Consider the following 19692-nt stretch of genomic DNA (forward strand, 5'->3'; position numbering starts at 1 on the left):
GGAAATTTTGTGGATTGCAGTTTTGTTGTGAATGCTTCGGCAGATGTGACCAAACCTACAATAACTTGTCCGTCAAATCAAAGTCTTTCCTGTGGTTCTGTTTTGCCAGATTATAGAAGTTTAGTTATCGCAAATGATGATTGTACTGCTTCACCAACAATCACCCAAAGCCCAGTTGCTGGAAGTGCTTTTACAAGCGGTATGACAGTAACGATGAGAGCTACCGATGCTTCAGGAAATTTTGTGGATTGCAGTTTTGTTGTGAATGCTTCGGCAGATGTGACCAAACCTACAATAACTTGTCCGCCTAACCAAAGTCTCTCCTGTGGTTCTGTTTTACCAGATTATAGAAGTTTAGTTACCGCAACTGATGATTGTACTGCTTCACCAACAATCACCCAAAGTCCTGCAGTAGGAAGTTTTTTTACAAGTGGCATGACTGTAACGATGCGTGCTACCGATGCTTCAGGAAATTTTGTGGATTGCAGTTTTGTTGTGAATGCTTCGGCAGATGTGACCAAACCTACAATAACTTGTCCGTCAAATCAAAGTCTTTCCTGTGGTTCTGTTTTGCCAGATTATAGAAGTTTAGTTACCGCAACTGATAATTGTACTGCTTCACCAACAATCACCCAAACTCCTGCAGTAGGAAGTGTTTTTACAAGTGGTATGACAGTAACAATGACAGCTACCGATGCTTCAGGAAATTTTGTGGATTGCAGTTTTGTTGTGAATGCTTCGGCAGATGTGACCAAACCTACAATAACTTGTCCGTCAAATCAAAGTCTCTCCTGTGGTTCTGTTTTGCCGGATTATAGAAGTTTAGTTACCGCAACTGATGATTGTACTGCTTCGCCAACAATCACCCAAACGCCTGCCTCTGGAAGTGCATTTACAAGCGGCATGACTGTAACGATGCGTGCTACCGATGCTTCAGGAAATTTTGTGGATTGCAGTTTTGTTGTGAATGCTTCGGCAGATGTTACTAAACCAATTATAAGTTGTCCAACAAATCAAAGTTTAGTTATCGGAAGTGCTTTACCCGATTATAGAAGTCTGGCTACCGCCAGTGATAATTGCGCTACTTCATTAACAATTACCCAAAATCCAGCACCAGGAAGTATTTTTGCTTCGAATGGTTTGACCGTTACAATAGAGGCTACCGATACTTCTGGAAATTTTGCGAGTTGTAGTTTTATTGTTAATAATTCAGGCAGTGATTTGCCTCCTGTAATAGGATGTCCATCAGGGGAAGAATTGTTTGCTAATTCCACTTTGCCTAATTATGTTTTTTCATTAACTAGTATAAGTGACGATATTACCGATACTGTTGACTTGGTGTTTACACAAACACCGCCGCAAGGAACCATTTTTACTGCGGATACCAATGTTACAATTACTGCTAAAGATGAATCAGGGAATGTTAATTCGTGTACTTTTTTAGTTAAACTAAAAACCACAAATGTGGTTTTGGATTGTAAATCAAATAGTTCGTATTACCTAAATCTTGATGGAAAATATGGTTTTACTATTTATGGAGAAAAAGCTGATGGTAATACAGGTTTTAGTGTCTCTACAGCTGGTGATATAAATGGTGATGGAATTTCAGACTTTCTTATAGGAGCTCCTGGAAATTATGACCTTTCTTATGGAAAAAATAATGTGTTAAAATTTATTGAAGGTTCTGCTTATTTAGTGTTTGGAAATGCTTCTGGTTTTCCACCTAATATCGACTTAGCGTTATTGAATGGGACCAATGGATTTAAAATTCGTAACGATACTCCTTTTACTAACGAACCAAATACAGGCTATGATGTAAGTAGTGCTGGAGACATCAATGGTGACGGAATAACAGATTTTATGGTCAGTGATCCATACAGAGTAACTTCTTCCGTATCTAAGAATGGAAATACGTATGTAGTTTTTGGTCGAACTTCGGGCTATCCAGCAGAATTAGTATTGTCAAGTCTTAATGGGACCAATGGTTTTTCTTTGATAGGCGCAATACATTACGAAGGTGCTGGAAGCAGTATTGCATCAGTAGAAGATGTAAATGGCGATGGGACAGATGATATTGCTATTCTTGCAGGAAATTCTTCGGCAGGAAATGGTATATGTTATGTATTGTATGGAAAAACATCAGGTTTTCCGGCTCAAATCAAAACAGACCAAATTAATGGCACTAATGGCTTTGTTATTGAAGGAGATGCTTCCGTTGGAAAAGTAGGTAGTAGAGTTGTTGGTTTAGGCGATATTAATGGTGATGGATTTCCAGATATTGGATTAGGTAGTTATAATGGTTCAGATCAACACCGTAAGTATGTAGTTTACGGACGCTCAACCAATTTTCCTGCGACTATAAATACAGCTTCGCTAAACGGCTCTAATGGTTTTATTTTAGAAAATACTGCTTCTCCTTTGGATGGCTATTTTAGTGTTTCTAGATTAGGGGATATAAATGGAGATGGCATTAATGATCTTGTAGTGCATGAAAGTTATGTATTATTTGGCAGTGCTACCATTCCAGCTGTAATGGATTTGAAAAATTTAAATGGAATTAATGGTTTTAAATTATTAGTTGCAGGTAATACAACTTCAATAGGAGATTTTAATAAGGATGGTATTGGTGATTTTGGATTTATTAGTAGTCAAACGTTTTATGCTATTTATGGCAAATCGGATTGGACGACAACCACAATAGACTATACTTTTTTAAACAATCTTAAACCTTCTCAGGGGCTTAAAATAGGTTTAAAATATTATCGAAATTATGATTTGGCATTTGCAGGAGACGTAAACAAAGATGGTGTTGATGATGTAATAATTGGTAATAGCAATGATGTTTATAATATTGATGTTAATCATGATCCAGGATATGCCTATGTTATTTATGGAAAAAAAATTACAGATACCGAAAAACCAGTTATAACCAATTGTCCTTCGGATAAAATTTTAACCAAATTCGATCCAATCCCGGATTATAAGTCAACCATTACCGTAACAGACAATTGTGATACCAGCCCAATAGTTACACAATCACCAGTTGCAGGAACTGTTTTTAATGGAGTCTCTCAAGAAGTTATTTTAACAGTTACGGATGCTTCAGGAAATAAAGCAACTTGCAGTTTTAACATTGATTCTTCTGGACCGGATTTGCCTCCAGCTATAGTATGTCCTGCCACTCAGGAACTATATGCGAATTCGATGCTGCCTAATTATGTTCATTTTTTACAGGCTGTAAGCGATGATATTGCAAAACAGTGGGAATTGGTTTTTACTCAAACTCCAGTAGCAGGAACATTATTTACTGCTGATACCAATGTTACCATTACTGTTGAAGACAAATCAGGCAATACAAGTTCTTGTACTTTCTTGGTTAAATTAAAAACCGGTGGATTTGATATTGATTGTAAAACAACAACTATCAATGTAAATGAATTGAATGGCAGTAACGGCTTTACTCTTTATGGAGAAACCGTAGCCACAAGAGCAGGATTCAGTACAACTCCTGTTGGAGATATAAATGGAGACGGAATGTCCGATTTTGCAATTGGCGCTCCAGGAGACTCAAGATCAGAAGGTTGTTATGTTGTTTTTGGGACAAAAACTGGTTTTCCAGCAAGTATAAATCTCGCTAATTTAGATGGACAAAATGGTTTTCAGATTACTAATGATTATACAGCTGGGCCAAGCAGAACTGGTTTTGATGTGAGTGATGCTGGAGATATAAATGGAGATGGAGTAAGTGATCTTATAGTGAGTGCCTCAGAAAGAGAGACTGGAAGTATTAGTGGAGCAGGCAGAGTGTTTGTGATTTACGGCAAAACAACAGGCTTTTCAGCTTCTATTCCAGTTTCGTCTATAGATGGCACAAATGGATTTTCAATTTTAGGGCAAACGAGTTATGAAATCTTAGGATTTGGCGTTGCCGGTATTGGTGATTTCAATAATGATTCTCATAGTGATATCGCAATTGCTACTTTAAATAAAGGATCTGGGAATGTCAGAAAAACCTATATTCTATTTGGAAAAAGCTCTAATTTCCCTGCTACTGTAAATATAGGAAGTTTAGATTCTTCCAATTCTTGTATCATTGAAGGCGATGTTAGAGCAAATTTAGCAGGAGTGGGCGATGTAAATGGTGATGGTATTTCTGATGTTGCTGTTTCGGGTGAGGATAAGTTTAGATATGTTATATATGGATCGGCTAGTCTTCCTGCAACAATAAACACCAATTCATTAAATGGATCCAATGGGTTCAAAATTGAAAACTCAGTTAGTCCTCTAGAAACATCGTACTATTTTGAAATAAGAAGTGCAGGAGATCTCAATGGAGATTCACTCAATGATATTGGTATGAATAATTATGTATTGTTCGGAAAAAGTACTACACCTGCCGTAGTAGATTTGAAAGATTTGGATGGTACAAACGGATTTAAAATGAATGGAAGTACATTTGAATATCTCCATACGTATAGTTCATTTGGCGATTTTAATCAGGACGGTTTTGACGACTATCTTTTACCATATAATAATGCAACAATATATCTTATTTACGGAAAAGCAAACTGGAATCCTTTGTTGGATATCTTCTCGCTCAATGCTTCTCAAGGGCTAAAAATAAGCACTCGTTATTCGCCAAAATACAGTGCAAGTTTTATTGGTGATGTAAATGGAGACACTGTAGATGATATTATTATTGGAAGTACAAAAACGGTATATAATAGTAATCCTAATGAAGATCCAGGAATGTCTTATGTTGTTTTTGGTAAAAAAACTGTCGATACCGAAAAACCAACCATAACCAATTGTCCTGCTAATCAGGTTCTGGCAGTTAACGATCCTATACCAGATTATACTAAAATTGTAACAGTAACAGACAATTGTGATAATAAGCCAATCATTACTCAATCACCAGTTGCAGGAACTCTTTTTGATGGAGTAAGTCAAGAAGTTACCCTTACAGCTACAGATGCTAGCGGAAATATTGCAACTTGTAAGTTTAACATTTCAACCGTTGCTGATACCCAAAAGCCAGTCATCACTTGCGTTGGCAACCAAACTTTAGCTTGCGGAACAGCAACAATTCCTAACTACATCAGTTTAATCAATGCTACGGATAATATTGATCCCAATCCAGTTATCACTCAAAGTCCAGTCGCTGGAAGTCCTTTTGTAAATGGAATGACCATTACAATGACTGCCACAGATGCTTCGAATAATGTTTCTACTTGTAGTTTTATTGTTAATGCTTCCGCAGATGTTACAAAACCTACTATGAGTTGTTTAGGAACTCAATTCGCCTCTTGCGAATATATTTTACCTGATTTTAGAAGTTTGGTTACAGCTAGCGATAATTGTGATGCCAATCCAGTAATTACACAAAGTCCAGTACCAGGGAGCGCTTATGGAAGTGCTGTGACAGTTACTTTACGTGCTACTGATGCTTCAGGTAATTTTACAACTTGTAATTTTGCTGTGATTCAAGGTGTAGATAATATCAAACCAGTTATTACTTGTGTTGGCAATCAAACTTTAGCAAGCGGAACAGCTACTATTCCAGATTACAAAAGTTTAATTACAACGACCGATAATTGTGACCCTTCGCCAAAAGTTACCCAAAATCCAATTGCAGGAAGTCCTTTTGTGAATGGAATGACCATTACAATGACTGCCACAGACGTATCTAGTAATTTTGAAACTTGTAGTTTTATAATAAATGCTTCGGTAGTTGCAGATACTGAGAAACCAATCATCACTTGCGTTGGCAATCAAAACGTAGCTTGCGGAACAGCAACAATTCCTAACTACATCAATTTAATCACGGCTACGGATAATATTGATGCCAATCCAGTTATCACTCAAAGTCCAGTTGCAGGAAGTCCATTTGTGAATGGAATGACCATTACAATGACTGCCACAGATGCATCAGCTAATTTTGAAACCTGTAGTTTTTTGGTGAATGTTTCAGCCGATATAATAAAACCAATTGTCACTTGTGCTGGCAATCAAACTTTAGCAAGCGGAACGGCTACGATTCCAGATTACAAAAGTTTAATTACAGCGACCGATAATTGTGATCCTTCGCCAAAAGTTACCCAAAATCCAATTGCAGGAAGCCCTTTTGTGAATGGAATGACCATTACAATGACTGCCACAGACGTATCTAGTAATTTTGAAACTTGCAGTTTTATAATAAATGCTTCGGTAGTTGCAGATACTGAGAAACCAATCATCACTTGCGTTGGTAACCAAACTTTAGCTTGCGGAACAGCAACAATTCCTAACTACATCAATTTAATCACGGCTACGGATAATATTGATGCCAATCCAGTTATCACTCAAAGTCCAGTTGCAGGAAGTCCTTTTGTAAATGGAATGACCATTACAATGACTGCCACAGATGCATCTGGTAATTTTGAAACCTGTAGTTTTTTGGTGAATGTTTCAGCCGATATAATCAAACCAATTATCACTTGTGCTGGCAATCAAACATTAGCAAGCGGAACAGCTACGATTCCAGATTACAAAAGTTTAGTTACCGCGACCGATAATTGTGACCCTTCACCAAAAGTTACCCAAAATCCAGTGGCAGGAAGTCCTTTTGTGTCTGGAATGACCATTACAATGACTGCCACAGACGTATCTAGTAATTTTGAAACTTGTAGTTTTATAATAAATGCTTCGGTAGTTGCAGATACCCAAAAGCCAGTCATCACTTGTGTTGGCAACCAAACTTTAACTTGCGGAACGGCTACTATACCAGATTACACCAGTTTAATTACTGCTACTGATAATGTTGATACCAATCCAGCAATTACTCAAAACCCAGTTGCAGGAAGTCCTTTTGTGGATGGAATGACCATTACGATGACTGCGAGAGATATTTCAGGAAATAGTAGTAGTTGTAATTTCAAAGTTCAACAATTACCAGTTAGTGTTTCGGCTGGAAGTGATATATATATTATCGAGGGGCAAACAGCATTGCTTAATGCAACTAGTTCAGGCAATGGATATTTTAGTTGGACCCCATCAAAAGGACTTAGCAATACTACTATTGCCAATCCTGTAGCTCGTCCGTTAGAAACTACTACCTATACAGTTGTTTATACCGATATGGGAGGTTGTTCTGCAACCGATAGTGTAACAATTTATGTAGACCCTGAGCAGAATGACGATACTAAATATGGTCTTTCGGCTAATGATGATGGTATCAATGATTTTTGGAAAATTGATACTATCGAAGAGTATCCGAATAATGAAGTTTACATTTATAACCGATGGGGCGACTTAGTTTTTCAAATTAAAAATTATAACAATACAACTAATGTTTTTAGCGGTATTGCCAACCGAAAAAGAGATATGGGAGCCGACATACTTCCAGAGGGAACTTACTTTTTTGAAATAAAAATAGAAGGAACACATCATCTAAAAAAGACTAAGGGATTCTTGGTTTTAAAACGATAAATAATGATTAAGATATATAAGGCAATAGCGATTTTATTTTTAATACAATCGAGTTTTGGTTTTGCTCAGCAAACCCCAGTTTTTGCAAATTACAGTTACAATACGGTAATTATAAATCCAGCCCACGCAGGTTACTATGAGGATATAGATGCTACTCTGGTCAATTCAGGTTTTTTTAATTCAGTAGATGGCAGTCCACAAAATTTAAGTTTAACGATAAATGCACCACTTCGATCTAAAAATTTAGGTTTAGCAGGAGGAGTGTCTGTTGACCAAATTGGTGTCTCCACTGCTGTTAGTTTTTTTGGTTCGTATTCGTATAAAATATTTTTTGATACTGAATATGCACAAGGAAGATGGTGGGCTTATGATCCTAATATTATTTCTTTTGGTATCACAGCTGGTGGAATTCAGTACAATGAAAATTTATTAAGTCTGGGAATTTTGGATGATCCCGAGTTTCAGCAGAATATCCATGAATTTATGCCTAGCTTGGGAGTTGGTTTTTTATACAATAAAGACCGTATTTATTTTGGTCTTTCAGCTCCCAATTTGTTGGGTTCTACGGTGTCTTCGGAAAGAAGCATTAACTTGAAAACGGCTTATTACTCTTATTTTGGATACCGTTTTTTCACCACTCATTTAGAAGATGTTATGGTTAATCCGAGTGTGTTGATCAAGTATGTCTCGGGAGTGCCACTTCAGGCAGATCTTAATCTAATGGTCAATTATCAAAATAAAGTGGAGTTTGGAGTAGGCTATCGAACCAGCGAAACAGTTAATTTATTAGCAGGAATTCACGTAGGAACTAATTTTAAATTTCTATATAATTATAGTTATGCACTTAAAGGATACAACAATATCAACACCCACGGCATCATATTGAATTATCGTTTTGGAGATGGTTACGAACGATAAATCAATCCAATAAACCATATTCAATAGCGTATTTTACCAATCCCGCCGTGTTTTTTACATTCAGTTTGGATATTAAATTATTCCGGTGGGTATTTACAGTATTGAGACTGATAAATGTTTTTTCGGCAATTTCGCTTCCTGTAAATTCTTGAACAATAAGCACCCCGCTCTGCAAATGTCTCGAGTTCACGCATTTTAGTTTCGTTTTGAAATTCGTGCAAGTCTTAAAAGTCGTCCGATTTTTATCGTTGTCAGTTATGGGATTGGCTGTTCAGCATTAGTGATAGGCTTTTTAAATTCTACATTAGAAAACGAATCTTTTTTCTAAACTACTTTTTACCGCTTTTCAGGAAAATTAGTATTTATATATTTTAGCACATACAACTTTTCTTTCTTATATTAAGCCGTTTTGACTATTTTTGAAAGAGAAAAGTGGAAGTTTTTTTCACTCATTATCCGTTATAAACTATCTCAAAAAATATGAGAAAAAACAAAATATAAAAATGAAAAAGAAAACTTTTTTTTACTTATTACCTCTACTAATAATACATTTAAATCTTTTGTCTCAAACTGAAGATGTACAAAATATTCAAGATTACAAAAATGCAACATTACAGCAGAAATTTGAATTAAATAAAACTTATGCAATAAAAGAAGTATTACCAATTTTGAGTGGTTATCAGACTATTGTAGAAGAAAAATTCGCTGGAGTTAAAAATTTTGGAAATCTTATATCCAAAACTAGTTTTTCAGAACAACAAGAGATTCTAAAATTAACTGGAAACAACTCAGATTTTTGGCGAGCAATTATGGAAATGGAATCTGGAAATCAACTAATTCCAGTAACAAAAATTTTTATGCTAATTTCACAAGGAGAATTTGATTACGCAATCAAATATATTGAGATTATAAAAATGTTTTCAAAAAAAGAAACTTATGCTGACAAATATTTAAATGATTTAGCAATAAGATTAGAATTATTTAATAAACAGCTTAATTCAGAAATCTATCGAGGAATTACTGAACACGACAAAGGAAATTTTGATAAAGCGATTTCAATCTATAACGAAATATTAAAACAATACCCAAATTCAGCTTGGGCTAACTTTGAGTTATTTTATTCTCAAAGCGAGCTAAATAAAAAAAACGGAGAAGGAAAACTAAATAGCATTGAAAACTGGAATAAAAAGAAAAACAATATTTTAGACCATAATCCATTTTATGGATTACCCATAAGTTCCCAAAATCCCGAAGATGCTTATCTATTATTCAGAAGAAACTCAATTGGAGGATTATTCAAAGATAAAAAAGAGCGATTAAATGACATTTATAAATATGCTGAAATAGCAATGGATTTAAAAATTTATGATTTTGCAGCACAACTATTTTGGTTCTCTTTTAGCCATAGCAAAAATAATGAAGACTCCATTTATAGATTTCTTTATTGTATTGAAAAACTTGGAGTAACTAATTTGAAAGAAAACTTTAAAGGAAATTTCGAAAAAGAATTCAAGAAAATTGAAATGGAAAAAGAAAATGAAATGGTAAAAAGTGAAATTTACAAATCGTATCAAAAATAAATTCTACTAATCGAATTTTGACAATATGATGGATTTGAATTTTAAAAGTTACTTTATATTTGAGTAACTAAAGCTCAGATTCATTAATTAAAATTCTTATCAATTAGGATATCAAATACAAATATTTGACTTACTTTTTTAATAAACTTTTTATGAATGTTGGCAATATTCATAAAAAAAAGAATAAAATAAATTCTTATATTTCAAAAACATAATTCAATAAAAAATGAATCAAATTCAATATAATAATAACACGTTGATTTTAAGCGTAAAAAAGTCCCCTCTATTTGGAAGATTAATTTTATATACTATAACTTTTCTTTCAATATTTTTACCATTAAGTGGCTTTACTTTTAATCTTTTAAGTGGAAATGGATTGAAATTTTCTAATTTAGTGTTCTTGTTTGTTTTTGGTTTAATTTCTTTCTTTATGCTAAGGATTTCACTTTGGAATACATATGGAAAAGAAATTATAAAAATATCTGAAAATCAATTGAATTACATAGCAGACTATAATTGGTTTAAGGATAAAATTAAAGAATTTAGTTTTAAAAACATCATATTTAATTTGAATGAAATTGGATACGAGGAAGACAATAAAGCAGTCTTAATTATTAAATTTGATAATGGAACTGTTTTAGAAACGGTTACTAAAATTGATATCAAAGAATTAAATAATTTATTAGATAAATTAAATAAAAATTATAACTATCAGATTACACAAATCCCGCTACTCAAAGTCTAGCTAATTTGTCGTTCAAGCTCTTCGAATGTGCCGAGTTCGCAGCATTGTTATTTCATTTTGTAATCCTTGTAAGTGTCAAAAGTCTCCTGACTTTTATAGAAAACACTTTTTATCATTAGTTATACCTTTTTAAATTCTAAACACATACGTAAAAAAATCGAGTTACTTTTACTAGCTTTACATATCAAAAAAAGATTAAAAAATACGAAATCGTAAGACTTCGAAGACCGATAGTACCCGCTATACTGCTAAACCGTTAACGGTATGCATAAAACGACCGTAATTATAAACTGGTAAACAATTTTAATTTTCAATTGTTATGAAACAAAAAGAAAAATCACTTAAAATGAACATCAATACTTTTACCTCATTTAAAAAAGCGTGGCTCATGCAACTAACATTTGCATTTGTAGTGTTTCTTTCCTCATGCTCAAAAGATGCTGAACCACCATCTCCCCCGGTTATAACCCCTCCTTTAACCGGCACACCTGAGATCAAGATAACAACCCTGCTAAGCAATCAGGGTATTATTTGGGGATTTGATGTACTGCCCAATGGCAACTTGCTGTTTACGCAAAAAGCTGGAACCATGCAGTTGTTTGATACTACAACACAAAACAACACGATGATTACGGGTTTACCTTCTAATATTTCGACAGTGGGACAGGGTGGATTGCTCGATGTAGCCATTTCGCCAGATTACGCTACAAGCCGCAATGTATTTGTAACTTATAGTATTACAGGCGGTTTTCTTTCGCTTGCAAAGTTTACATTAAATGGAAATGTAGCTACCAATTGGCAGGTGATCCTAACTACTGAATCGGCTTCTACTTGGAATGGTCATTTTGGAAGCAGAATTGCGTTTGGACCTGATGGTAAATTGTATTGGAGTGTGGGAGAAGGCGGAACCGCTAGTCTTGGTGGAGCATCAAGTCCACATCAAAATGGACAACGACTTAATACGCTTTGGGGGAAAATACATCGATTAAATCTTGATGGGACTATACCAAATGACAATCCATTGCTTCCCGGACAAACAGCACCAAGTACCATTTACAGTTACGGTCACCGCAATCCTCAGGGCATGGCTTTTCAAACAAGTACAGGACGTCTTTTTGTAAATGAACATGGACCAAGTGGCGGCTGTGAGCTTAACCGCGTTCAAGCTGGTGAAAATTTTGGCTGGCCACTTTATAGCAATGGCATTAATTATAATGGAACTCCTATTAGCAATGGACATAATGCTACAGGAATTGTTGCACCGCTCAAAAGCTGGACACCCGCACTTGCACCCGCAGGTCTAACCTTTATCAATCACACTTCATACAAAGATTGGAACGGCAATATGCTAATGGGAAGCCTGGGACGCCGTCAATTACTTATGATAAGTATGGCTAATGGAGTGCCTGGCAATGAAACGATTTTACTAGAAAATATTGGCCGAGTACGGAACGTAAAAATGGGACCTGCCGGTAAGATATATGTAAGCGTGGAAGACGGAGGTAGGTTACTTGAGTTGACCGCTAAATAAAAAATGGCTCCAACTTCACACCATTGTAGTTTCGTTTTGTAATCCGTACAAGTGTCAAAAGTCGCCCGATTTTTATAATTATCAGCTCTAGTTTTATAGCCTAGGTTTTTACCCTAGGCTATAAAAAAAGTGCTACAGTATTATCCAAATGTCATTAAGTTAAGGAATTGCTCTTTTTGTTTTCACACAGATTTTGTAGATTAATAAAGAAAATGAGGAAAAATCTTCTGAATTTTTTCTTTTTCCATTAACTCAATAAGATTGACTATTATCCTTCATGCAATATAACTGGCAACACTGTTAATTTTAAGAATATTATCTATTTTAACAAAAAAACGTATTCTACAATCCCATTCTTTTGTTAAATTTAAAAATGAAAAAATGAAAAAAAACACTGCTCTGTTATTGGTTTTGTTCATATATGCTGTTGCACAATCGCAAACGCCCCAACTTATATTTAATTCAGGTTTTGAAAACAATGTTAGTATTATGCCAGTAACTACTACAACATCGGATATTTTGGGAACAGACACTTCTTTACCAACTAACAACAATTGGAAAACTCACCTAGACGGACATCCTAATATAGGCTATTCGGTCATTCAGTTTGACGATGCTGCTACTACTTCAAGAGGGGCAACAATAGTGAGCGACCCTTTAAATCCAACAAATAAAGTAATGCAGTTTTGGTCCAAAATACCTAATAGCACTAATACTTTTGGTCGTGTTCAAGCTTGCATTTATAACAACAATGCATTAAAAAATGTATTGACTTCGGTAAAAATGTATTTACCATCAGATATTAATATCTTAAAACAAATGCCTAATTCATTTGATTGGTTTACAATAATGGAATTTTGGAATTCTCCCAATTGGACTAACGATCCTTATCCGTTTAGAATTTCCTTAAACATAAGAAAGTTAAATGCTAATAGCCAAATCCTAAACATACGGGCTTATGCGCAAAAGTTTGACCCAACAACAAATACTTGGATTTATATTTGGGATAATACCAATATAAATGTAGCGATACCAGTAGAAAAATGGTTTATACTTGAAACACACATTATCGAAGGAAATGCTACAAATGGCAAATTTAGAGCTTCAATAACCCCAGATGGAGAGCCAAGTGTTGTGTTGTTTGAAATTAATAATTATACACATCATCCCGATGAAGCAAATACAAACGGAATTGATTTTATAAATCCTTTTAAATTATACACCGCTGCTAATTTGGTAAATTACGTAACTGCAAATAATGGTGTTTTAAATGTATTGTATGATGATTTCAAAATTTGGAAAGATGTCCCTCAAGCTATTTTGAGCACAGCAAGTAATGAACTAGAAAATGATTTTTTATACTGGGACGGCAATACTCAATCAATAAAATATAAAAATAATACTGGTTTGAAATTAGGCTTAAACTGCAAATTATTTGATATTTCGGGGAAACTTGTGTTTGAAGTCGAAACGAATACCCAAGAGGATTTTGCTGTAACTAAAAACAATGTAACCTCAGGTCTCTATTTTTATAAAATAACAACAAAAGAAAAAACATCTCAAGGTAAAATTTTCATACCCTAATTTATAATCTGCGGATTCAACACATAAGCGTAACTTTAGCCAGTTGATCTACTTTTGCCACAAAAAAACAGGATGAGCTTTTAGGAAACTTGATCTTTTTTAGTGACTTCTGCGCTGCGAATATCTACGACTTCATAGCGTTTTAGTTTCGTTTTGAAATCCGAGTAAGAGTCAAAAGTCACCAAAACTTATCGTTTTCTACTGCAGGATGTACGTTACATTATTGGCTATAGTTTATTACATTCTATTTTAGAAAACGAGATGTGTTTTTGAATTAGATTTTACTCTTTTTAGACAGACTACTAATCTAGTGACAGACCAAAATACCGAACTTTTCTTTAATGCTTAACTGCATTTTGAGTGTTTTTGAAAGAAATCAAAGATAACAGCATATTGCAGACAATAGCATTGTTGTTTCGAATAACATAAATAGTATAATCCATCAAAATAAAAAGATACATGACAAATAAAATGAAAGAGATAGTATGGAATCAGTTTGGTGCAAGTATTGATATGCTTATTAATGTAATTGACAAGTGCCCTGATGACTATTTTATTAGAGACAGAAAGTTCTATTATTTGGCTTTTCATAGTGCTATTTTTTTAGACTATTACGCAACAATTCCACCTACCAATTTTTCACCATTACTTCCTTTTACTCCAAAAGAATTGAAGGATAAACCAAAAGAAGCTATTGACAACTTACAACCTGATAAAGATTATAGCAAGAAAGAAATTCTAGAATATCTTAAACAAAGTAGAAAAAATGTGAGCAAATTGTATATGGCTTAAATGAAGAAAACGCTAATGATAGATTTAAAGAAGGTGAAGAGGAAAATGATATGGATTACCCAATTTTAGAAATTTTACTATACAATTTGCGACACACTCAACACCATACTGCGCAATTAAACCTGTTGCTAAGGCAAAATTTAAACATGCATATCGAATGGTCCTTCAGAGCAAATGACTTAAATCTTTTGCTCTAAACATTTCACTCAAATAGCCTACAAAATACATTTGACTAAATAAAGTTATTTCGTCCAACGTTTTACCCCTAAAGACCACCCAATAATGATAACCTATCATCTATTAAATGGAGACTGTTTGGCTGAGCAATTGAGACAAACCAACATCAATCAAGACTTTATAATTTGCAGAGAATGTTTGATTGTAGGTTCTGTCGCTGCGGACACTCTTGATGTCTTTTGGAACGTTCGAGCTCAATTTATTGCCAATACTTATCAAGAATCAACCGAAAAGTATTTTAATAAAACAGTCCATGAATTAAACAAACTAAACAACTTGCCGGAGCATTCCGAAATTTGTCTTTGGTTTGAAAATGATTTATTTTGTCAAGTCAACATGTGGTTTGTACTCTCCTTACTTTCCAAGCACCCCACTTTTAAAGTCTTCAGAGTGTTTCCCGTCATAGCAAACAAAGCGGATATATGGAAAGGTTTTACCCAATCTACTACCGAAACACTAGAACAAGCCTATCATTCAAAAATTCAATTTTCAAACGATGATATCAACTTGGGAAAAAACCTATGGTCTGCGTATCAAAATAATGATTTAGACAAACTTATTACATTAGCGAAAACCCCATCAGACTGTTTTGATTACCTAGAAGAGGTTTGCCAAGCTCACAGTGACCGATTTCCATTAGACCAATCATTAGGAAGACCCGAAAAAGTGGTACAAGAAATACTTGACACACAATCAAGAGATTTTCCAATTGTTTTTACAGAATTTGTAAAAAGAGAAGGAATTTATGGCTTTGGAGATATTCAAATTAAGAGTATGTATGACAGATTGATTCAATAGTTTTTACGCTAAGAAACAGTTTCATTTTTTGACAATACACTAAATCATCCGAAAAAAAAGTGTTTTAGCCTCCAAACAAAAAATAGAACAGCCCCTAAAATCGGGGCTGTTCTGTTTTTACTAATCTTTTGACTTTAGTAATAGCTGGTGTTTTTTTATTAATTGAAAAGTGTGAATCATATAACTCTTTTGATTTTTTTTATAATGCTTGCCAGAGTTAGCTGCTGCAACTTTGTAGCATAAATATTTATAACTAAATAAAAACCATCAATATAACCGTTATAAAAAAACCAACATGAGTTTTATAAAATCAAAATCATCAGGAAGCAATAGCTCCGTAAAAGTTTTTTATCAGGAGTATGGCAAAGGTAAGCCCGTAGTATTTATTCATGGTTGGCCACTAAACCACGAAATGTGGGAATACCAGTTAGCAGAACTCCCAAAACATAACCTTCGTTGTATTACTTATGACCGCAGAGGATTTGGCAAATCAGACAGACCTTGGGAAGGTTACGATTACACTACTCTTGCCGATGATTTGAATGAATTAATTACTCAACTACATTTATCGGAAGTCACCCTTGTAGGCTTTTCAATGGGCGGTGGAGAAATTGCCAGCTATATCGGAAAGTATGGCACTGCTAAAATTGAAAAAGTTGTCTTTATTAGTTCTGTAACACCATTCAGGCTAAAAACAGAAGACAACCCAAATGGAACGGATAAGCTAACTTTTGATGATACTATTCATAAAATTGAAGAAGACCGTCCTGCATTTCTTATAGAGTTTGGCAAAAAATTTTACGGAGTTGAAGAAAAAAAGCAAACCGTTAGCCAAGCCATGTTAGACTGGAACCAGAACTTATGCTTAATGAGTTCGGCAAAGGCAACAGTTGATTGTGTGCGTTCATTTTCTGAAACAGACTTTAGGGAGGATATTAAAAAAATCACGGTTCCTGTTTTAATTATTCATGGTGATGCGGATAAAACTGTACCTATTGAAGCATCAGCAGACAAAACAGCAGCCATGCTTCCACATGCCAAATACATGGTGTATAAGGATGCTCCACATGGTTTATTCATAACCGAAAAAGAAAAATTAAATGCCGACTTAATCCATTTTATCACAGAAAAAAATTCTGAATTTAAATCTTAAGAAGAAGACATATCAATCACGATCAACTTATAAATATTACAATCAAATAATAACTTAACAATCATATAAAATGGAAAACGAAAAAACAATTGAAGTGTTAAACACACTTATCACTATCAACAACGATAGAATTGAAGGTTATGAAACAGCGGCCAAAGAAACTGAAGAGCAAGACTTAAAAACCTTATTTGCACAGTTCTCTGCTAACAGCCAGAAATGCAAAAAAGAATTAGAAATTGAAGTGAGTAAATTAGGTGGTACACCTGCCGAAGGAACAATGGTATCAGGAAAATTCTATCGTGTGTGGATGGATATAAAGGCAGCTCTAACAGGCAAAGACCGCAAAACAATTCTCAACTCTTGCGAATATGGTGAAGATATGGCAAAAGGCACTTATGAAAAAGTATTGAAAAATGATACAGAAAATTTAAGTATCGAACAACAAGCCATGATTAAAGCACAACACATTTTGCTTGTAGCTGACCACGACCATGTAAAATCTATGCGAGATTTAGTAATGGCTGAGAAATAAAAACCAAGTAACAAAGCATGGGTATAAAATTTAATTTATGCCTATGCTACAATATAAAACGAATAATGAAAAAGAAAAAAATTAGTACTAAACAAAAAAAAGTGGGAAAAGTGATGCATGAATTTAAAGAAGGCAAATTGCATTCTGGCAAAACTGATACGATTGTAACAAATCCAAAACAAGCAATTGCTATTGCACTGAGTGAGGCTGAAAAACTTAAAAAATAAGCCATCATGTGGAAAGAAGAAAACAATCAGCTGCAACGGAGCTTTGAATTTAAAGATTTTGTAGAAGCTTTTGCGTTTATGACAAAGGTTGCTTTTGCCGCTGAAAAAATGGGACATCATCCTAATTGGAATAATGTTTATAACAAGGTAGATATAAAACTATTTACCCATGAAGCGAAAGATACGATTACAGAAAAAGATGTAAAACTTTCAAAGGAAATAGATGAAATTTTCAAAAAATAAAAATTATGAGACAGATTACTATCATTTCATCCAGCGTTAGAGAAGGACGAAAAAGCCATAACGTTTCGCTTTATTTTCAAAATTATCTTATTGAAAATAAGCTGGCAACTGCATCGATAATTGATTTGAAAGAATACAACTTCCCTATCTTTGAAGGCACTTTTAAAACACTGATTAATCCAGCTGAAAATGTTCTTGAATTTGTAGCGAAGATTAAATCATCCGATGGAATTATCATCGTTACGCCAGAATACAACGGAAGCTATCCTGCAAGTTTAAAGAATGCTATTGACCTGCTTTATGAAGAGTGGAAACACAAACCGATTGCGATAGCTACCGTTTCAAGTGGACCGTTTGGCGGTAGCCAAGCTTTGGTAGCACTACAGTTTACTCTATGGAAAATGATGGCTTGGACAATTCCAGCTATGTTTTCTGTACCATCGGTAGACAAAGCCTATGACGAAAATGGAAAAGCGATGGATAAACTTAATTCTGATAAACTGGCTGCCATTTTTATTACAGAACTACTTTGGTGTATTGAAGCCGATAGAGCACCTCAACATCAACAAAGTTTATGAGTATTTCACTTTAAAAATCTGTTGTGCTTTACGAATATCTTTCTATTTCTAGCCCAAGTTGAGTAAGAATTCTGCCAATTGACAACTTAGAAAATATTACATCCCACTCATTTTAAACGCCACCACAAAAGCGATTACCGAAGCCACAATCCCAAACATAAATAGGTTATACGCCACACGAAGCAAGCGGTATTTTCGTTCTAATACAACGCCTAAGAAATATAAATCCTTGATCATAGTGTTGTAAATATAATCACGGTCTTTGATCATTTCGTTCATCGCCCATTGATATTCGTCGAGGGGCATTTTATAAAAATTACCAAAAAACAAGAGATTCACTTTTTGCTCTTCGATGTCTTTTCGGGAGAAAAAACCTTTAGTTACTTTGGGACGCGTGGAGAGAATTGCAAAAATAATCGTCGTCACACTAGAAACAATCATCACAAAAGTCGGCATCATTAAATGCGCGTATTTGGGGTTGTCCAACTTAGGAATAATCGTAGACAACGCAATAGAAATGATAATGGCATTTACAGATAGCAATATATTTGCCTTACTATCAGCAATACCACTCAATCGGGTGTGATTGCCCAAGGTAACTCTAAAAACCGTATCAATTCCACGATCTGGTTTGTCAGGCTTGTCTTCTTTGGGAGTATTGACTTTCTTCTTCTCCTTTTTGCCTTTTTTATCTTCTTTGGTGTTAATTATTTTTTGCAAAGCGATACAGTTTTTATCTTTTAAAGGTTGCCAATTCGTCTTGGCATAATCGGTATAAAATTGGTGGTTGTTGACCATAAAATCAAAATTAACCAAAGCCCATTCTTTGTCGGTGTAGGTCACCTTTTCGGTTTTTTCCCATTCCTTTCGGAGTCCTTCACAACTGAATAAATAGTCTTCTCCAAAAAGATGGTAATAATCAGCATCTTTAATTATTTTTTCCAAAAGTGTCTGAGGAACATACTTTTTTTCAGTAGCAGCAATCAACTGACAAACTTTAGTAATAAATGCATTAGAAGCGCCTTGTTCTGTTAAAAAAGTGGTCACCAAATCACAGCTACATAGCTCATGGTTATGACAACCTGTAATAAATCCAGTATCATGAAACCATGCGGCAATAAGCAACGCCTCACGCTCCTCGCCTTCTACTTTTTCTTCTTGACACAAAGTGGTTACAGCTGCTACCACGCCTTTGGTATGCGTTAAATTGTGATAGGTATATTCACTAGAAAGTTTATCTTTGAGCAAAGTAGTGACAAAATCTTGAGCTATAGAAATCAGGATCATAAACAAATTTTTATACGACT

General features: G+C 34.6%; 15 protein-coding genes. 13 read left to right on the forward strand and 2 right to left on the reverse strand.

The window, feature by feature from the left end:
- Positions 1 to 9: 9 nt before the first annotated feature.
- On the forward strand, positions 10 to 7467 hold the full coding sequence (locus WFZ86_RS15820; RefSeq protein ID WP_342692824.1) for an HYR domain-containing protein: 7458 nt from the start codon (positions 10 to 12) through the stop codon (positions 7465 to 7467).
- Between the two features lie 3 nt (positions 7468 to 7470).
- On the forward strand, positions 7471 to 8385 hold the full coding sequence (locus WFZ86_RS15825; protein WP_342692825.1) for a PorP/SprF family type IX secretion system membrane protein: 915 nt from the start codon (positions 7471 to 7473) through the stop codon (positions 8383 to 8385).
- 1 nt (position 8386) lies between these two features.
- Here WFZ86_RS15825 and WFZ86_RS15830 read toward each other — a convergent pair whose 3' ends face one another.
- Positions 8387 to 8575, reverse strand: a complete 189-nt coding sequence (locus WFZ86_RS15830) for a LuxR C-terminal-related transcriptional regulator (RefSeq protein ID WP_342692826.1) — start codon at positions 8573 to 8575, stop codon at positions 8387 to 8389.
- Between the two features lie 313 nt (positions 8576 to 8888).
- Here WFZ86_RS15830 and WFZ86_RS15835 point away from each other — a divergent pair, with 313 nt between their 5' ends.
- The 11 genes from WFZ86_RS15835 (at position 8889) to WFZ86_RS15885 (ending at position 18385) form a co-directional block, all read left to right on the forward strand.
- Positions 8889 to 9965, forward strand: a complete 1077-nt coding sequence (locus tag WFZ86_RS15835; protein WP_342692827.1) for a hypothetical protein — start codon at positions 8889 to 8891, stop codon at positions 9963 to 9965.
- A gap of 226 nt (positions 9966 to 10191) precedes the next feature.
- The gene (locus WFZ86_RS15840) at positions 10192 to 10710 is read left to right on the forward strand and encodes a hypothetical protein (protein WP_342692828.1); all 519 of its coding nucleotides are present in this window, start codon (positions 10192 to 10194) and stop codon (positions 10708 to 10710) included.
- A gap of 388 nt (positions 10711 to 11098) precedes the next feature.
- Positions 11099 to 12241 carry a PQQ-dependent sugar dehydrogenase gene (locus WFZ86_RS15845; protein ID WP_342692829.1) on the forward strand — a complete coding sequence of 381 codons (1143 nt, stop codon included), beginning with the start codon at positions 11099 to 11101 and terminating at the stop codon, positions 12239 to 12241.
- 381 nt (positions 12242 to 12622) lie between these two features.
- Complete coding sequence (locus tag WFZ86_RS15850) at positions 12623 to 13825, forward strand: T9SS type A sorting domain-containing protein (protein WP_342692830.1); 1203 nt, start codon at positions 12623 to 12625, stop codon at positions 13823 to 13825.
- 471 nt (positions 13826 to 14296) lie between these two features.
- A complete protein-coding gene (locus WFZ86_RS15855) occupies positions 14297 to 14617 on the forward strand; it encodes a hypothetical protein (RefSeq protein WP_342692831.1) in 321 nt (106 codons plus the stop codon).
- A gap of 282 nt (positions 14618 to 14899) precedes the next feature.
- Positions 14900 to 15652 carry a DUF1835 domain-containing protein gene (locus WFZ86_RS15860; protein ID WP_342692832.1) on the forward strand — a complete coding sequence of 251 codons (753 nt, stop codon included), beginning with the start codon at positions 14900 to 14902 and terminating at the stop codon, positions 15650 to 15652.
- A gap of 295 nt (positions 15653 to 15947) precedes the next feature.
- Positions 15948 to 16805 (forward strand): alpha/beta fold hydrolase, encoded by an 858-nt coding sequence (locus WFZ86_RS15865; RefSeq protein ID WP_342692833.1) that lies wholly within the window; start codon positions 15948 to 15950, stop codon positions 16803 to 16805.
- A gap of 70 nt (positions 16806 to 16875) precedes the next feature.
- Positions 16876 to 17337, forward strand: coding sequence for a ferritin-like domain-containing protein (locus WFZ86_RS15870; RefSeq protein ID WP_342692834.1), 462 nt, complete (start codon positions 16876 to 16878; stop codon positions 17335 to 17337).
- Positions 17338 to 17402: 65 nt separating this feature from the next.
- Positions 17403 to 17564: a DUF6496 domain-containing protein gene (locus WFZ86_RS15875; RefSeq protein WP_342692835.1), complete on the forward strand. Its 162-nt coding sequence runs from the start codon at positions 17403 to 17405 to the stop codon at positions 17562 to 17564.
- A gap of 6 nt (positions 17565 to 17570) precedes the next feature.
- On the forward strand, positions 17571 to 17807 hold the full coding sequence (locus tag WFZ86_RS15880) for a 4a-hydroxytetrahydrobiopterin dehydratase (RefSeq protein ID WP_342692836.1): 237 nt from the start codon (positions 17571 to 17573) through the stop codon (positions 17805 to 17807).
- Between the two features lie 5 nt (positions 17808 to 17812).
- On the forward strand, positions 17813 to 18385 hold the full coding sequence (locus WFZ86_RS15885; protein ID WP_342692837.1) for an NADPH-dependent FMN reductase: 573 nt from the start codon (positions 17813 to 17815) through the stop codon (positions 18383 to 18385).
- Between the two features lie 96 nt (positions 18386 to 18481).
- Here WFZ86_RS15885 and WFZ86_RS15890 read toward each other — a convergent pair whose 3' ends face one another.
- Positions 18482 to 19672, reverse strand: a complete 1191-nt coding sequence (locus tag WFZ86_RS15890; protein ID WP_342692838.1) for a Pycsar system effector family protein — start codon at positions 19670 to 19672, stop codon at positions 18482 to 18484.
- Positions 19673 to 19692: the final 20 nt, after the last annotated feature.

The organism is Flavobacterium polysaccharolyticum, assembly GCF_038739875.1.
Lineage (GTDB): Bacteria > Bacteroidota > Bacteroidia > Flavobacteriales > Flavobacteriaceae > Flavobacterium > Flavobacterium polysaccharolyticum.

Coding starts and splice junctions, on each gene's coding strand:
- WFZ86_RS15825 (WP_342692825.1), top strand. CDS start 7,471: ATGATTAAGATATATAAGGCAATAGCGATTTTATTTTTAATACAATCG.
- WFZ86_RS15835 (WP_342692827.1), top strand. CDS start 8,889: ATGAAAAAGAAAACTTTTTTTTACTTATTACCTCTACTAATAATACAT.
- WFZ86_RS15840 (WP_342692828.1), top strand. CDS start 10,192: ATGAATCAAATTCAATATAATAATAACACGTTGATTTTAAGCGTAAAA.
- WFZ86_RS15845 (WP_342692829.1), top strand. CDS start 11,099: ATGCAACTAACATTTGCATTTGTAGTGTTTCTTTCCTCATGCTCAAAA.
- WFZ86_RS15850 (WP_342692830.1), top strand. CDS start 12,623: ATGAAAAAAAACACTGCTCTGTTATTGGTTTTGTTCATATATGCTGTT.
- WFZ86_RS15855 (WP_342692831.1), top strand. CDS start 14,297: ATGAAAGAGATAGTATGGAATCAGTTTGGTGCAAGTATTGATATGCTT.
- WFZ86_RS15860 (WP_342692832.1), top strand. CDS start 14,900: ATGATAACCTATCATCTATTAAATGGAGACTGTTTGGCTGAGCAATTG.
- WFZ86_RS15865 (WP_342692833.1), top strand. CDS start 15,948: ATGAGTTTTATAAAATCAAAATCATCAGGAAGCAATAGCTCCGTAAAA.
- WFZ86_RS15870 (WP_342692834.1), top strand. CDS start 16,876: ATGGAAAACGAAAAAACAATTGAAGTGTTAAACACACTTATCACTATC.
- WFZ86_RS15875 (WP_342692835.1), top strand. CDS start 17,403: ATGAAAAAGAAAAAAATTAGTACTAAACAAAAAAAAGTGGGAAAAGTG.
- WFZ86_RS15880 (WP_342692836.1), top strand. CDS start 17,571: ATGTGGAAAGAAGAAAACAATCAGCTGCAACGGAGCTTTGAATTTAAA.
- WFZ86_RS15885 (WP_342692837.1), top strand. CDS start 17,813: ATGAGACAGATTACTATCATTTCATCCAGCGTTAGAGAAGGACGAAAA.
- WFZ86_RS15890 (WP_342692838.1), bottom strand. CDS start 19,672: ATGATCCTGATTTCTATAGCTCAAGATTTTGTCACTACTTTGCTCAAA.